The organism is Bradyrhizobium sp. CB2312 (genome assembly GCF_029714425.1).
Classification (GTDB): Bacteria; Pseudomonadota; Alphaproteobacteria; order Rhizobiales; family Xanthobacteraceae; genus Bradyrhizobium.
This window is the reverse complement of sequence record NZ_CP121668.1, coordinates 3,224,766-3,238,668: the sequence shown is the minus strand read 5'-3', so window position 1 is coordinate 3,238,668 and position 13,903 is coordinate 3,224,766. Positions and strand designations below refer to the sequence as shown.

19 protein-coding genes are annotated in these 13,903 nt (G+C 62.8%); 12 read left to right on the top strand and 7 right to left on the bottom strand.

The annotated features are described in order from the left end of the window. Positions 1–12 precede the first annotated feature (12 nt). The 4 genes from QA642_RS15535 (at position 13) to QA642_RS15520 (ending at position 3,384) form a co-directional block, all read left to right on the top strand. Positions 13–1,809: a POTRA domain-containing protein gene (locus QA642_RS15535; RefSeq protein WP_283085430.1), complete on the top strand. Its 1,797-nt coding sequence runs from the start codon at positions 13–15 to the stop codon at positions 1,807–1,809. Between the two features lie 151 nt (positions 1,810–1,960). Next, positions 1,961–2,791, top strand: a complete 831-nt coding sequence (locus QA642_RS15530; protein WP_283085429.1) for an alpha/beta fold hydrolase — start codon at positions 1,961–1,963, stop codon at positions 2,789–2,791. 79 nt (positions 2,792–2,870) lie between these two features. Further along, positions 2,871–3,032: a hypothetical protein gene (locus QA642_RS15525; RefSeq protein ID WP_283085428.1), complete on the top strand. Its 162-nt coding sequence runs from the start codon at positions 2,871–2,873 to the stop codon at positions 3,030–3,032. A gap of 34 nt (positions 3,033–3,066) precedes the next feature. After that, positions 3,067–3,384 (top strand): cytochrome c, encoded by a 318-nt coding sequence (locus QA642_RS15520; RefSeq protein ID WP_283085427.1) that lies wholly within the window; start codon positions 3,067–3,069, stop codon positions 3,382–3,384. A gap of 195 nt (positions 3,385–3,579) precedes the next feature. Here QA642_RS15520 and QA642_RS15515 read toward each other — a convergent pair whose 3' ends face one another. The 3 genes from QA642_RS15515 to QA642_RS15505 form a co-directional block, all read right to left on the bottom strand. Next, positions 3,580–3,921, bottom strand: coding sequence for a phasin (locus QA642_RS15515; protein WP_270161867.1), 342 nt, complete (start codon positions 3,919–3,921; stop codon positions 3,580–3,582). Positions 3,922–4,064: 143 nt separating this feature from the next. Continuing rightward, on the bottom strand, positions 4,065–4,250 hold the full coding sequence (locus tag QA642_RS15510) for a hypothetical protein (protein ID WP_007612798.1): 186 nt from the start codon (positions 4,248–4,250) through the stop codon (positions 4,065–4,067). Positions 4,251–4,637: 387 nt separating this feature from the next. Then, positions 4,638–5,102: a hypothetical protein gene (locus QA642_RS15505; protein WP_283085426.1), complete on the bottom strand. Its 465-nt coding sequence runs from the start codon at positions 5,100–5,102 to the stop codon at positions 4,638–4,640. Between the two features lie 196 nt (positions 5,103–5,298). Here QA642_RS15505 and QA642_RS15500 point away from each other — a divergent pair, with 196 nt between their 5' ends. Continuing rightward, positions 5,299–5,655: a hypothetical protein gene (locus QA642_RS15500; RefSeq protein ID WP_027562450.1), complete on the top strand. Its 357-nt coding sequence runs from the start codon at positions 5,299–5,301 to the stop codon at positions 5,653–5,655. Positions 5,656–5,702: 47 nt separating this feature from the next. On the opposite strand, the gene QA642_RS15495 is transcribed toward QA642_RS15500, so the two are convergent. Beyond that, entirely contained in the window at positions 5,703–6,278 is a 576-nt protein-coding gene (locus QA642_RS15495; protein ID WP_283085425.1) for a hypothetical protein, read from the bottom strand. Between the two features lie 50 nt (positions 6,279–6,328). Further along, positions 6,329–6,862 carry a GcrA family cell cycle regulator gene (locus QA642_RS15490; RefSeq protein ID WP_283085424.1) on the bottom strand — a complete coding sequence of 178 codons (534 nt, stop codon included), beginning with the start codon at positions 6,860–6,862 and terminating at the stop codon, positions 6,329–6,331. A 165-nt stretch (positions 6,863–7,027) separates the two neighbouring features. Here QA642_RS15490 and QA642_RS15485 point away from each other — a divergent pair, with 165 nt between their 5' ends. Further along, entirely contained in the window at positions 7,028–7,636 is a 609-nt protein-coding gene (locus tag QA642_RS15485) for a S24 family peptidase (protein WP_235544863.1), read from the top strand. Between the two features lie 106 nt (positions 7,637–7,742). Then, entirely contained in the window at positions 7,743–8,018 is a 276-nt protein-coding gene (locus QA642_RS15480) for a hypothetical protein (RefSeq protein WP_283085423.1), read from the top strand. 43 nt (positions 8,019–8,061) lie between these two features. On the opposite strand, the gene QA642_RS15475 is transcribed toward QA642_RS15480, so the two are convergent. Beyond that, positions 8,062–9,036: a quinone oxidoreductase gene (locus QA642_RS15475; RefSeq protein ID WP_283085422.1), complete on the bottom strand. Its 975-nt coding sequence runs from the start codon at positions 9,034–9,036 to the stop codon at positions 8,062–8,064. Between the two features lie 224 nt (positions 9,037–9,260). On the opposite strand from QA642_RS15475, the gene QA642_RS15470 reads away from it, so the two are divergent. From QA642_RS15470 to QA642_RS15460, 3 genes are all read left to right on the top strand, one after another. Next, complete coding sequence (locus tag QA642_RS15470) at positions 9,261–9,461, top strand: hypothetical protein (protein WP_057749711.1); 201 nt, start codon at positions 9,261–9,263, stop codon at positions 9,459–9,461. A gap of 140 nt (positions 9,462–9,601) precedes the next feature. Then, positions 9,602–10,549 carry a MoxR family ATPase gene (locus QA642_RS15465; protein ID WP_027562443.1) on the top strand — a complete coding sequence of 316 codons (948 nt, stop codon included), beginning with the start codon at positions 9,602–9,604 and terminating at the stop codon, positions 10,547–10,549. A 5-nt stretch (positions 10,550–10,554) separates the two neighbouring features. After that, a complete protein-coding gene (locus QA642_RS15460; RefSeq protein WP_283085421.1) occupies positions 10,555–11,934 on the top strand; it encodes a VWA domain-containing protein in 1,380 nt (459 codons plus the stop codon). Between the two features lie 21 nt (positions 11,935–11,955). On the opposite strand, the gene QA642_RS15455 is transcribed toward QA642_RS15460, so the two are convergent. Then, a complete protein-coding gene (locus QA642_RS15455; RefSeq protein WP_283085420.1) occupies positions 11,956–12,138 on the bottom strand; it encodes a hypothetical protein in 183 nt (60 codons plus the stop codon). A 352-nt stretch (positions 12,139–12,490) separates the two neighbouring features. On the opposite strand from QA642_RS15455, the gene QA642_RS15450 reads away from it, so the two are divergent. Beyond that, a complete protein-coding gene (locus QA642_RS15450) occupies positions 12,491–12,709 on the top strand; it encodes a hypothetical protein (RefSeq protein ID WP_283085419.1) in 219 nt (72 codons plus the stop codon). Positions 12,710–12,855: 146 nt separating this feature from the next. Beyond that, positions 12,856–13,869 carry a formamidase gene (locus QA642_RS15445; protein WP_283085418.1) on the top strand — a complete coding sequence of 338 codons (1,014 nt, stop codon included), beginning with the start codon at positions 12,856–12,858 and terminating at the stop codon, positions 13,867–13,869. Positions 13,870–13,903: the final 34 nt, after the last annotated feature.

Below are 13,903 nucleotides of genomic sequence, written 5' to 3'. Positions count from 1 at the left end.
CTATGAAAAATCATGCAGCTAGCGAACCTTTACCGCCTCATGAGAATTTCTCCGTTGAACTACGGAGAGCGGTTAGACGCACAAGTTGCAAGGCGGCATGCCCTCACCGCGTTGGCGCTCGCAGCACCAATTCTCACGGGCGTTCCGCAGGCTTTCGCGCAGCAGGCGAACCAGCCGGGCTTCGATCCGCGACAGCCGGAGAAATACTTTGAAAACCAATCCGAGCAGGAGTCGCTGAGGCGTCCTGCAGTCAGATTGCCGACGGTCGGCCAGCCCAACACCGGCGGCGACACCAGGCCGCAATTCGTCCTGCGCGGCGTCAACGTCAGCGGCGCCCATGCCATTTCCGGCGATCGCATCGCTGCGATCTATCAACCCTATCTCGGCAAGAATATCTCGCAGGCCGACCTCGCCGCGATCGCAGGCGCGATCAGCGATCTCTACCGCGCCGCCGGCTTCCACTTAAGCCGCGCGATCGTGCCGCCGCAGGACATCGCCGACGGTCGTGTCAGCGTTCGGGTAATCGAAGGCGCCATCGTGGACGCCGAGTTGAAAGGCGACGGCGCCGAGCAGTTCGGCGTGAGGCCGATGCTCGCTCCGGTTCTGGCCGAACAGCCATCGCGCCTCGCGACCCTCGAACGCCAGCTCTTCCTCATCAATGGCAGGCCGGGCGTCCGGATCACCGATACCGCGCTCGAGGAGATTGGCGGTACGACCGGCCGCTTCCGTCTCACGGTCTATCTCAAGACCTGGCACGTTTTCACGTCGTTCGGTCTGGACAATCTCGGCTCGTCCTCAGTCGGCCCCTGGCAGACCTACGCGACCGGCGCGTTCAACTCCTATCTCACGCCCGGCGACACGCTGGCGATCAACCTGTCGACCATTGCCAACGATCCACGTGAACTCGGCTTTGCGCGCCTCTCCTATGATGCGCCTGTCGGCGTGGACGGCGTGCGTCTCGGCGCGTCGGTCCTGTACAGCGCGGTGCGGCCGGGCGACGCCCGCCGCCTCGACCGCGACATCACCACGACCGAAGCGTTCGAGCTGCGTGCCGGCATCGTGCCGTTGCAGTCGCAATCCTCCGCGCTGACGCTGACAGCGGCGACCACCTTCAGCAACGTCTCCGAGCATGATCTCTATGGCCCCTGGTACAACGATCACATCAGGACCGCGAGCCTGACCGCCGACTACCGGCTGCAGGATCGCTTCGGCGGCACCAATTTCGCGACGATGACCTACCGCCAGGGCCTCGACATCTTCGGCGCCTCGCATTTCGACGACGATCTGCTGTCGCGTGACGGCGCGTCCTCGAACTTCTCCGTGCTGAACTTCTGGTTCACGCGATACCAGACGCTGAACGACGCCTGGTCGCTCAAGCTCTCGGCGGCAAGCCAGACCGCATCGCGGCCGCTGTTCACCTCGCAGCAATTCTATCTCGGCGGCGCGGCCTTCGGCCGAGGCTATGGCGCGGCCGAGATCAGCGGCGACAACGGTCTTGCCGGCTCGCTCGAAGTGCGCTTCGACCAGAAGCTGAACTTCCGCTACTGGAGCGGCTACCAACTCTACGCCTTTGGCGACGTCGGCGCGGTCTGGAACGACGGCTACGGCCTGAGCGACGGCCTCTCGCTGACATCGGCCGGGGCCGGCGTGCGGTTTTTCCTGCCGGACGATTTCCTGGCCGATCTCGGCGTGGCCGTCCCCCTGAGCTACCGGGCGCCGGACAACGAGCGCCGGAGCCCGCGCTTCCTGTTCACCCTGTCGAGCGCGTTCCGGCTCTGCCCCGAGCGCGGCAAGGGCAGCTGCCTCTAGCCGCGCGGCCTCGAGCGCTTGCCTTGATGCGGCCTTTTTGCGGCGCTTCTCACAGACTTGCCTAAATTTAATCCCGTAACCTGCTCACGATCGCTCGATCCGGGAGTTCCCAATGACCACGTTTCAGCCGAAAGTGATTTGAGACGGGACCATGAAAAGGGTGTTTGCAATCCTGGCACTCCTTTGCGTCCTCGGCGTCGGCCAGTATTTCGTGGTCAGCCGGTTCGCGATCCGCCATGAGACTTTGTCCTTGTTCGACGCCACCCGCCAGCGGCCGATCTCGGTCGAGATCGCCGTGCGGCGCGATTACGAGAACAAGGCCAATCTCGGCCTCTGGAAGCTCCCGCTTGCCATCATCAGCAACGGCAACACCGTCAAGGCCACCGAGTATTCCTTCCTTGCCAACGTGCTCGCCGCGCGCGGCTACCTCGTTGCCAGCATCCAGCAGGACCTGCCGAGCGATCCGCCGCTGATGACCCATGTCGGCCAGCAATATGTCGGCCGGCGCGAAGTCTATATCCGCTGCGAGACCAACATCCTCTTCACGCTGGGCGAGCTGAAGCGGCGGCAGGAGAACGTCGATTACGACCACATCACCCTCGTCGGGCATTCCAACGGCGGCGACGTCTCCATGTATGTCGCCCATCAGCATCCGGAGCTGGTGTCGAAGGTGATCACGCTCGACAATTTGCGGGTGCCTTTCGTGGTCAGCGACAATTTGAAGATTCTGTCGTTCCGCTCCAAGGATCCGCACTTCCAGACCGATCCCGGCGTGCTGCCGACGCCGGAAGAGGCGAAGGCGCGCGGCATCGACATCGTCCATACCGGCGCACAGCACACCGAGATGAGCGATCGCGGCCCCGACGCGGTCAAGGAGAAGATCCAGGCAACGCTCGACCGCTTCCTGCGCGACAGCGCCAGCAGCGCGCTGGCCCCGGCCGACACGAGAAGCCCGATGATCATGAACCCCGGCGATTACTAGCCGGAAATCCTTTGCGGCAGATCAAGGCTGACCCCGGCCGGCAGCGCTAGGAAGGGCTTCACCATCCCCGGAGAGGCACGTGTCGCACGCCATCGAAAGCCTTGATAAGAAAAGCTTGGGTCTGCCCGCGACACGGACGCCGGCATTCGCGCGGCATCTCTATCGTTCCGCCCGCAAGGTGCTGCGATCGATCATCGCCCGCATCGATCTGTCGCAATTTCCGGGATCGTGCTGCGGCTGAGCACGGCCGCAAGCCATGCATGGGGGGGTACTGGGTGCGCGAGCATTTGAGACGAAGCTGTCTGATGGTTGTCGTGGCCTCGAGCCTCGGTGCGTCCTCTGCCCTCGCCGCCGACGCCGGTCACGGCGCCGACCTCGCCAAACGCTGGTGTGCGAGCTGCCACCTCGTCGGGAACGGGCAGGCCCAGGCGAGCGCCGACGTCCCCTCTTTTGCGTCGGTTGCGCGCAGGCCGGACTTCAGTCCAGAGAGGCTCGCCTTCTTCCTCCTTGACCCGCATCCAAAGATGCCGAACTTCCCCTTGAGCAGGACCGAGGCCGGCGACATCGCGGCCTATATCGGATCACTGCGCTAGCGGCACACTGCGCAAGCGCGACACATCCCACGAACTGCAAATCCCTGCCGGAGGACCGACAGGGATCAGCAGAAAGGATGACGGACGGCGAATGGATCCATTCGGTGGCCCATCATGGACCTGCACCAGCATCGAAATGCGGATCGCCGCGTCAGGCAAGACCAATTTGTGGGCACGCCCTGCACGAGCAGAGAATCAGGATTTGCCCTTGCCCGGTTGCATGAAGCTGCCGGTCATCTGGCGCATGTGATCTCCGGCGCTGGTGAACTGGCTGCGCAGGAAATCGGACTGGATTCGCATCGCTTCCTGAAGGTCGGTGGCATGGACGAGCTTGCGTGCATGCTCGAACGCCGACTTCATGTTCTGCTCGGTGAAAGCGAGCGCTTGCTTGGAGACCTCGGTGCCCGCTCCGGGAACCGTGGTCATTGACTTGGTAGCGGCTTCGAAAAACATGCCGAAGGCCTTTTCGGCCTGGTCAATCGTCTTCTCGGCCAGGTCGCGCAGTTCGGCCGGAACTTCGAGCTTCGGTTCGATCATGGTCGCACTCCTCCCTTTTTCTTAACTGATTACCACACTTGCCCGATCGGCTGCCAGCGGCCAGCCCCCGGGACAAACGTCGCCCCGCGGTCCGGCTCCTGGAGGAAACGAAGGAACAGGCGTAAGGCCGGCGCAGCCAGGGCTCAGGACAGGGGGTGTTCGGGGAGGGTTTCTTCGGTGGCGAGGTCTTCGACGAGCTTGATGACCTCGAAGCGCTGTCGAGGCGCGAGCTTCAAAAACGCCCGGAGCAGGCGCAGGCTTTCGACAGTGCCACTTGCAGGGGCGCCGAGCTTGAGGTGCAGTTCAGCCGCGAAATTGAGGTTTTTCATCTCGCACCTATGACAAGCATCGGCATTCGTGTTCCGATAGAAGCCCAACTCCAGAACCGAACGCCGTGACCGGACGTCACGGTGACGATCAGTTCGCGTCCGGGTGGCCCCGGCAGGGTAACACGCTGAACGACGTGTCCGAACGGACGGGCCCAACCGAGCAGGTTGCAGTTATGCCAAGGAACAACCCTTCCGGCAAGCCCAACCATCGGCCTAGCGATGCTTCGTCCGCATCTGACCACGGCAATTCCGGATAACAGGAATATCTGCGGTCGTCACCCACCTGCGTCAAGAAGCAGCATCAATCACGCACACGGCCTCAACCGCTGTCAATCGGCACAGCGTTTCACGGTGTGTCCGATGTGAACGGCGATTGGCGAGGTCAGATTAAAGTTTCTTCAGAGTATACACGTAATTGTTGAGTCCGACCTCGGCGGTTGTATCGTCGACGAAATGAACGTCGATCTCGCAGCCGGTCTCCAGCGTCCTGATCCGTGCGCCGGCGAAGCCGAGCGAGGCGGCGAGCGCCTTGGGATCGGCTTTCTTGTCGGCGTGCTGCATCTCGTCGAATGCTCCCTGGAAGATCATGTCGGGAGCGTAATCCGTCACCTTGTACTGCGGCTTCGCACAGGCAAAGGGACGTGGCCCCGATATCTCTCTCGCCTTGAAGACCACTGCCTTGCCCATCAGCCGCGTCCGCTCGGTATCGTCGGGCTTGCGGTGTGGATCGGCCCATGGCGCGACCGTCGCGGTCGTGAACGTCCAGCTACCCACGTAGAAGGGATCGGCGGCCGCAGCCGGGAGTGCCATGCCCAGCGGCGCCAGGAAGCAAACGATGGCGGTGATTTTCATCTGACGGTCCCTCAAGCTCTCGGGCTTGGACTCGTCTTCTGGCATCGAGGTTCATCGCAACGGACATGTTTCCGCCCGTGAACCGCCATTCAAGATCGAGCGACAAAGCGGTTGCGAAACGGCCACGCAGATCACGGGCGCCATGGCCGACGGACTCAATCGTTTAGGGCGCGCCTCAGCACCAAAGGACGACGGCATGCTTTCTCGCTGCGATCTCATCAAGGGCGCCGCGGTCGCGCTTTTCACCCTCTCGATACAAGGCGCATGGGCGCAGGAGACCAGGATGAATCTGTTCAAGATCGTCACTATCAAGGACGAAATCGTCATCGGATTGTCGGCGGAGGAGCTGCAGGCGCTCGGCGGCAATGACGCGAGCGCGGTTGCGCACGCGCTGGCGCAAAAGGGCGACCTCACCGTCTGGCAATACAACGTGCATCGCGGCCCGAGCGGCGAATTGCAGCAGGCGCCGACCGCCAAGATCGGGCTTCTGGCCAACGCCTCGCTCCGCGTCGAGCCCTATACGACACCTTACCAGATCGTGCCGCACCCGTAAGTGGCGGACCGGTACGCCTACGGCCGAAGGCCGCAGGCGTGCCGTCATCATTTGCGGCGGTCTGCACGCTTCGTTCCCGCTTCCGTCGCAAAGCCATAGATCAGCGCCAGCCGGTCCAGGCATTCGCGAAAGCGGCGTGCAAAATAGTCGTTCCAGCGCTGCGTACGGACAGCGCGACGCTCTCCGATCTGGTCCATGGTCAGGCCCTGCACCAGCACGTCGTGCACCAGCCCCGCGCCGTCGGTGCCGAGCTCGCGCTCGACCCGGTTCAGCCGCAGCACCGCCTGGCGCTGGCTCTCGGTGAGGGGCTCACGCGTGCTTGTGCCATCGACATATTCGCGCGTCGTATCCACCGCCTGCGGCCCCCGCTCCGCCCTCTCCCAATCGTTCTGAAAGGCGCGTCCGCCACGGTATTGCGCCTCGTCGATCTGATGGTGCGAATGCAACCGGCCGAGCGGATCGCTGCGGACCGAGCGGATGGCCATGATCTTCTCGCCGGGATCGAGCGCCAATGGATTGTCGACCTCGACCTCGGCCACGTCGGCATTGAACGGCATCTCGCGCGAGCGCCGGTCATAGATCCCGGTCAATTTGTAGGATTTGTTGCGTCGGGCACGTGCCACTCGGATACTCCTTGCAGGATAGACGATTGGACAGGCGGGTGACCGCCGCCTCAGGCGGCGAAAACCAGCCTCAGCACGACGGGACCGGCTGCACGGGCGGGCGCAACTCCGGACCGGCGCGTCAGGCGCGCATGCGGCGTGCAATAGCTGGAGCCTGGCTGGCGCGGATGTCCGCAGAAGGTGATCTCCTCCCCGTCCCTGTCGCCGCCATAGGGATAGCGGCAATCGCCGGCTGCGAGTTCGGCGAACGAGATCAGCCGCGGCTGGACGCCGACGCAGCGCAGCTTCACCTGTGCGGCGGGCTTCATCGCGGATTTCGGCGGCAGCATCAGGTTCGGCAATGCCGGGCGATGTGCCGAAAGCAGACAGGTCTCGCCTGGCAAGGACGGCGCGATCGGCGGGCTGGTCACCCGTGCAACCCCGACAAGTCCGAGCCGCTTGACCCGGCCCGCCACGGCATTGCGCGTGTAAGCCGTTCCAAACCTTGCGTTAATCTCTCTCCCGATCTCCGCATAGGATAGTCCTTTGAGAAAATAGTCGCGAAGCGCGTCGGAGTGTTCCGACGGCCAATGACCCGGTTCCATGCTGCTGTCCTGTGATGCGCCTTCTCCGGTCGCACGACCGGAGGCGAGACGCACATTCCGGTATTCCGAAGCGAGAGTCAAGCAATAATTCTGATATTCATAATTGCATTTATTCCGAATTCCGGACTACAAGAGGACAGTCGATGGGCAATCGAGGGAATCACCATGTTGGACGTTGCGATGATCGAGCGGGGCCTGGAAAAGACGGGCAAGAGCAAGGGCGGCCTGGCGGCGGCGATGGGCGTGCGGCCCGGCGCGGTGTCGGAGATCCTCGGCGGCGAGCGCCTGGTGAAGGCCTCCGAAATCATTCCGATCATGGAATATCTCGAGCTCAACCTCGCGCCGATCATGGGACGCGTCGGGGCCGGCGCGGTGATCGAGCCGGACTACGAACAGGTTCCGCCCGACGGGCTCGGCGACATCGCGCTGCCCTTCCCCATCATGGAAGAGACGATCGCATTCGAGATAGTGGGCGATTCGATGCTGCCAAAATACGAGAGCGGTGATGTGATCGTGGTCTACAAGGATCAGCGTCATCCGTTGTCGAGCTTCTACGGCGAAGAGGCCGTGGTCCGGCTGAAGACCGGGGAGCGCTATTTGAAGACCATCGAGCGGGGCAAATCCCCTTCCGTCGTCAATCTCACCAGCTTCAATGCCAAGCCGATCGTCGGCGTGAAGCTCGACTGGGTCGGGGAAATCTGCCTCTCCATGCCCAAGGGCCAGCTCGAGCGGCTGCGCGCCAAATCGGCCCGTCCCCGCAAGAAAGGCAAGTAGGGGCGATCGAGCGATTTCCGATTTTTGGAAATCGCACTTGACTTAATTCCGTTTTTCGGAAATACTCTGCCGCGCTTCCGACGGAGGGGCGCGGCAGGATCGTTTCATGCAGTATTTCGTCGTGATGATCGACTACGGACGACGCGGCCGCGAGGCGATCGTCGACCCCGAAATCACGCGGCGCGAGGTCATCTCGCGCGTCGTCTCGGGTGAATACCAGAACATCTCGTTCATTCACGAGATCGCGGAGAACTCGGTCGAGGACGTCACCGAGGCCATTCTGACCGAGGCCGCCCTCCCCCAGATCGCGCCCGAAGATATCGATCTCCAGGCGATCCGGCTCGATCACGCCCGCGACCTGCGCAAGCACGAGCGGACGTGACGCAAGGATAGCGAGCCTGCGCCAGCGCCTAACGGAAGATCGATCACACCGTCAGCACGGTCGATCCCGTCGTCTTGCGCGCGGCGAGATCGGCGTGCGCCTTGGCCGCGTCCTTCAACGGATAGGTCTGGTGCACCTCGATCTTGACCGCGCCGGACTTCACGACGTCGAACAGCTCGTTCGCCATCGCCACGAGGTTCTCGCGTTTGGCGGCGTAGGTGAACAGCGTCGGCCGGGTGACGTAGAGCGAGCCCTTCTGGGCCAGCAGACCGAGATTGAGCGGCTCGACCGCGCCGGAAGACTGACCGAACAGCGCGACGACGCCAAGTGGCGCGAGACAGTCCAGCGACTTCAGGAATGTGTCCTTGCCTACGGAATCGTACACCACCGGCACCTTCTTGCCGCCGGTGATCTCGTCGACGCGCTTCACGAAATCCTCGCGCGTATAGATGATCACATGGTCACAGCCATGCGCCTTGGCGAGCTTCGCCTTCTCGTCATTGCTAACGGTGCCGATCACGGTCGCGCCGAGATGCTTGGCCCATTGGCTCAGGATCAGCCCGACGCCGCCGGCGGCGGCATGGAGCAGGATTGTGTCGCCCGCCTTCACCCGATAGGTCTGCCGGATCAGATATTGCGTCGTCAGCCCCTTCAGCATCATTGCCGCCGCGGTCTTGTCGTCGACGCCGTCAGGCAGCTTCAACAAGCGGTCGGCCGGGATCAGCCGGGCTTCGGAATAGGCGCCGAGCGGCGAGGCGCCATAGGCGATACGATCACCCGGCTTCAAATCGGTGACACCGGGTCCGACTTCCTCGACCACGCCGGCCGCCTCGCTGCCGAGCCCGCTCGGCAATTGCGCGGGATAAAGACCCGAACGGTTGTATATGTCGACGAAGTTGAGACCGACCGCGGTGTGGCGGATGCGCGCTTCGCCCGGTCCGGGCTTGCCGACGCTGACCTCCTCCCAGACCAGGACTTCCGGACCGCCGGTCTTATGAAAGCGAATGGTATGCGTCATGGGCGTTGCTCCCTTATCGTTGAGGTGAAGTCCGAACACCGGATCGGCCTGTGAAATAGGCATTTAGTCCGCCCGTTACAGTACAGAGCCGTAACAAGAATGTCACAGCGAACCACAAACGCCGGCCGTTCCGCCTCTGTTCGAAAGAGTTGATGACGGCCTTCAGGCAACCGGCAGTAGCCTTCGCGCGGGGTTTGATGGGTCGCCTGCGAAGGAGAGCCGAGATGCCAGCTTATGTACAGCATCATCAGGATATCGAAATCGCGCCTGTGATTTGCCCGACGTGCATGGGGTTCCTGCCAATGTATGTCCGCGAGGTCGAGCCGCATTGGAGCCTTGCCAAGATCGACTTCGTCTATGAATGCGCCGATTGCGGCGCCGAGGTCAGACAAACCATCCGCAAGCCGGAGCTGCTGCGGCACTGATCGCGCGAACGGCGCAAGTATTTGCGTTTCGCGGAAAAAACGCCGTTCACGCGGGTCTGATGTCTCCCAAACGAGGCTTGTTCTTTGCCGGGAACGCAGGCAGAACAAGCGTCAAATAGGACGTTTGGGAGCGCCATTTCGTGGCTGATCAGAAGGCCTCGACGTCGATCGAGGCAGTGGAGAGCGGCCTCGCCGCGCAGGGCTATATCGCGAGCCGGCAGATCGCGACCGCCGTCTATTTGTCGCAACAGATCGAGAAGCCGATCCTGGTCGAGGGCCCCGCGGGTGTCGGCAAGACCGAGCTTGCCAAGGCGATTGCCGCCTGGCGGGGCATGAAGATGATCCGCCTGCAATGCTACGAAGGCCTCGACGAGGCCAAGGCGCTCTACGAGTGGAAATACGCCAAGCAGCTGCTCTACACGCAGATCCTCAAGGACAAGCTCGGCGAAGTGCTCGGCGGCGCGCAAACGTTGCATGCCGCGCTCGACCAGCTCCACGATTTCGGCGACGTGTTCTTCTCCAAGGAGTTCGTCGAGCCGCGCCCCCTGCTCCAGGCGCTGGAGCAGCCGGGCGGCTGCGTGCTGCTGATCGACGAGATCGACAAGTCGGACGCCGAGTTCGAGTCGCTGCTGCTGGAGATCCTCTCCGACTTCCAGGTCACGATCCCCGAGCTCGGCACCGTCTCGGCGATCACGCCGCCGACGGTGATCCTCACCTCCAACAGCGAGCGCGATCTCGGCGACGCGCTGAAGCGGCGCTGCCTGCATCTGCATATCGGCTTCCCCGAGCAGCGGCTCGAGGAACGCATCGTCGAAAGCCGCGTGCCCGGCATCTCGCAGGCGCTGCGCCGGCAGATGGTCGGCTTCATCCACGAGATCCGCTCGCTCGATCTGAAGAAGCTGCCCTCTGTCAGCGAGACCATCGACTGGGCGCGCGTGCTGGTGCTGCTTCAGGCGACCGAGCTCGACACCGATATCGTCAAGGATACGCTCAACGTGCTCCTGAAGTATGAGGCCGACATCGAGGCCGCATCGCCGCAGGTGACGACCTTCATTGCCAAGGCGGCCCGGTCCAACGTCTTCGGTTGACGCCGATGCGCGAGAACCTGCATCGTTTCTTTCGAGCGGCACGAGGCGTCGGCGTCCACGTCTCGCCTGCCGAAAGCATCGATGCGATGCGCGCGGTGTCGCAGGTCGGCTTTTCCGACCGCGCGATCCTGCGCGACGCGCTGCTGCTGACGCTTGCCAAATCGCAGGACGAGAAGCTGGCGCTCGGCGATTGCTTTGATCTGTTCTTCAGCCAGCCGGAGCCGCGGCAGGATCAGCCTGAGGCCGACGACAACGACAACGCCTCACAGGATTCGGATCAGTCGCCCTCGTCCAGCTCGGCTGGCGAGTCCGGCGAAGGACAGCCTCCGCAAGGATTAGGTCCGCTCGCGCAGATGCTGCTGTCGCAGGACCGCAACGCGATCGAAGCTGCCATCGCCAGCGCTTCCGGTGCAGCCTCGCTGTCCGATATCCGCTACTCCACCCAGCGCGGCATCTTCTCCAGCCGTATCCTCGACGCCATGGGCCTCCAGCGCCTGCGCGACGATCTCGACGGGCTGACTGCGACGAATCCGTCGCTGGCCGAGCGTCTTCGTGCCGCGCTCGACGGCTTGCGCGAGGCGGTGCGCGACACGGTTTCGCAAGGCCTTGCACTCTATGCCCGCGAGGAGGCCGAAAACCTCCGCAACGAGATCCTGCGCAACGCGCCGCTCGCCCGCATCGAGCGGCGCCAGGTCGCGGAGATGCGCGCACTTATTCGCCAGATCGCGCGCCGCCTGCGCGAGCGCTATTCGAAGCCGCGCAAGCGCCAGCGCCGCGGCCATCTCGACGTCCGCCGCACGCTCCGCCGCAACGCCGCCTGGGGCGGCGTGCCGTTCCTCACCGCATGGAAGCGCAAGCATCGCGACCGACCGAAGATCGTTGCGCTCTGCGACGTTTCCGGCTCGGTCGCGCAGGTCTCCGACTTCTTCCTGCTGCTGATCCATTCGCTGCACGAGGTCGTGGACGACGTCCGCTCCTTCGCTTTCTCCTCGCACTTGATCGAGGTCAGCGAGATCCTGGAAAAGAAATCGCCGGAAGAGGCGATGGCCGAGATCATGTCCAAGGTCGGCTTCGGCTCGTCCGACTACGGATCTTCGCTGCTCGACTTCGAGCACGATTTCATGAGCACGCTGACACCGCAGACCACGGTGATCGTGCTGGGCGACGCCCGCAGCAACAATCTCGATCCGCGCGCCGACATCCTGCGCCGCATCTCCGAACGCTCGAAGCGGCTGGTCTGGCTCAATCCGGAAGGAAGGCTCGCCTGGGGCTTTGGCGATTCAGAGATGCCGCGTTACGCGACCTTTTGCACGGTCGTGCGTCAATGCGCCACCGCGCAGCAGCTCGAGCGCGCGGTGTCCGATATCGTGGCGACTTATCAGTAAGCCGCGAAGGCGCGGCACAAATCAGCCTCGCGCAAGCTCCGCGTGAGAGGCATTGCACTCTCGGAAGTGATAGGCGATTTCGTCGAGCGCGCGCTGCTCCCATTCCTGGGCTTGCGCGAGCCAGAAAATCCGACGCTCCGAATCGAGCGCGACACGTTCCCGGCACAGGGATTCTTGACTGCGAATTGCCACCAGCCTGTTCATGCACTCCACCTCCTGCCGTGTGAAGCCATTCCCTACGAATCAAGCTAACAGAGTCTCGAACCCGTCGTCTCGTAATTTTTGTGCATATTGCGACGCAGAATGGGACAGCAGCATTTCCCGTGCAGCGCGGTAGCTTGCGGCGCAACATCAAGCCCGGATCATCAATATGTGATCCCGTTGAAGGACGATATGTGCACCCGCGCGATCTTAACTTTTGTGGCGCAACGAAGTGCCGCAATTCGTGAAGAGAAGTTCTAAACACTTTACCGAATTCCCGACTCATTGTCGTCGCACGGTCTTCATGCAGCGCCGCTAACAGGGGCGCGCGAACGGTACTGTCGCTTGAGGCAACATGAACGATTTCGACTTCGATCTTTCACCCGACCAGTGGGAAGCGCTGAAGGCGCTTCGCAACCCGGTGTCGAACGGTCGCCTCTCCAAGGCGTATGTCGTCGGAAGCCTGGTCGAGCTCGGCCTCGTTGTCGTCGATGGCGGCGTGCCTGCGATGACGCCTACAGGACGCAAGGTGCTTGTGCGCGGATCGTGCCGGCTGCTGGATCTCGTCGCGTGAAGCGGCTGCCTGTGTGCAGCGGAACTGCGCGAACGCCTGAAATATAATCTTTTGCTCCCTGCCAAAATCGGATTTGCTTTCCGTCACGGGATCGCGCGCAACGACGTCGTGCGAAGGCGGCGACGAAGCCGATGAGGGAGCTGACCATGAACGGACTGGGCGGGCTGAACAAATCGCCTGAGGGCGTGGTCATCGGGCTGGTGCAGTTGCAGCTGCCAACCGTCGTGACCAGGGCCGATCTGGCCAAGCAGACCGAGCGCATCGTCTGGATGGTCGGCAAAGCGCGCCGCAATCTCTCCACCATGGATCTGGTGGTGTTCCCCGAATATTCGCTGCACGGCCTCTCGATGGATACCAATCCCGAGATCATGTGCCGTCTCGACGGCCCCGAGGTTGCGGCCTTCAGGCAGGCCTGCCTCGACAACCAGATCTGGGGCTGCTTCTCCATCATGGAGTTCAATCCACACGGTAATCCCTATAATTCGGGTCTGATCATCGACGACCACGGCGAGATCAAGCTCTACTACCGAAAACTTCATCCCTGGATTCCGGTCGAGCCGTGGGAGCCCGGGGATATCGGCATTCCCGTCATCGAGGGGCCAAGAGGCGCGAAGATTGCGCTTATCATCTGCCACGACGGCATGTTCCCGGAGATGGCGCGGGAATGCGCCTACAAGGGCGCGGAGATCATGATCCGCACCGCCGGCTACACCGCGCCGATCCGCGAGGCCTGGCGCTTCACCAACCAGGCCAATTCGTTCCAGAACCTCATGGTTACGGCGAACGTCTGCATGTGCGGCTCCGACGGCTCGTTCGATTCCATGGGCGAAGGCATGATCGTCAATTTCGACGGCACCGTGCTGGCGCACGGCACCACCGGCCGCGCCGACGAGATCATCACCGCCGAGGTGCGGCCCGATCTCGTGCGCGAGGCCCGCATCAATTGGGGTGTGGAGAACAACATCTACCAGCTCTGGCACCGCGGCTACGTCGCGGTGAAGGGCGGCGCGATGGACTGCCCCTACACCTTCATGCAGGACATGGTCGCCGGCACATTCCGCCTGCCGTGGGAAGACCAGGTCAAGATCACCGACGGCACCTCCTGCGGTTTCCCGGCACCGGCGCGGATGTTCGGCAAAACGGCGAAAGCGGCAGAATAGACCGCCTTCACTGGCGACCCGCGACATTCTGGCA

Bases quoted from the DNA above. Each gene is read 5' to 3' on its own strand.
- QA642_RS15535 (WP_283085430.1), top strand. From the start codon at position 13: ATGCAGCTAGCGAACCTTTACCGCCTCATGAGAATTTCTCCGTTGAAC.
- QA642_RS15530 (WP_283085429.1), top strand. From the start codon at position 1,961: ATGAAAAGGGTGTTTGCAATCCTGGCACTCCTTTGCGTCCTCGGCGTC.
- QA642_RS15515 (WP_270161867.1), bottom strand. From the start codon at position 3,921: ATGATCGAACCGAAGCTCGAAGTTCCGGCCGAACTGCGCGACCTGGCC.
- QA642_RS15510 (WP_007612798.1), bottom strand. From the start codon at position 4,250: ATGAAAAACCTCAATTTCGCGGCTGAACTGCACCTCAAGCTCGGCGCC.
- QA642_RS15505 (WP_283085426.1), bottom strand. From the start codon at position 5,102: ATGAAAATCACCGCCATCGTTTGCTTCCTGGCGCCGCTGGGCATGGCA.
- QA642_RS15500 (WP_027562450.1), top strand. From the start codon at position 5,299: ATGCTTTCTCGCTGCGATCTCATCAAGGGCGCCGCGGTCGCGCTTTTC.
- QA642_RS15490 (WP_283085424.1), bottom strand. From the start codon at position 6,862: ATGGAACCGGGTCATTGGCCGTCGGAACACTCCGACGCGCTTCGCGAC.
- QA642_RS15485 (WP_235544863.1), top strand. From the start codon at position 7,028: ATGTTGGACGTTGCGATGATCGAGCGGGGCCTGGAAAAGACGGGCAAG.
- QA642_RS15480 (WP_283085423.1), top strand. From the start codon at position 7,743: ATGCAGTATTTCGTCGTGATGATCGACTACGGACGACGCGGCCGCGAG.
- QA642_RS15475 (WP_283085422.1), bottom strand. From the start codon at position 9,036: ATGACGCATACCATTCGCTTTCATAAGACCGGCGGTCCGGAAGTCCTG.
- QA642_RS15470 (WP_057749711.1), top strand. From the start codon at position 9,261: ATGCCAGCTTATGTACAGCATCATCAGGATATCGAAATCGCGCCTGTG.
- QA642_RS15460 (WP_283085421.1), top strand. From the start codon at position 10,555: ATGCGCGAGAACCTGCATCGTTTCTTTCGAGCGGCACGAGGCGTCGGC.
- QA642_RS15455 (WP_283085420.1), bottom strand. From the start codon at position 12,138: ATGAACAGGCTGGTGGCAATTCGCAGTCAAGAATCCCTGTGCCGGGAA.
- QA642_RS15450 (WP_283085419.1), top strand. From the start codon at position 12,491: ATGAACGATTTCGACTTCGATCTTTCACCCGACCAGTGGGAAGCGCTG.
- QA642_RS15445 (WP_283085418.1), top strand. From the start codon at position 12,856: ATGAACGGACTGGGCGGGCTGAACAAATCGCCTGAGGGCGTGGTCATC.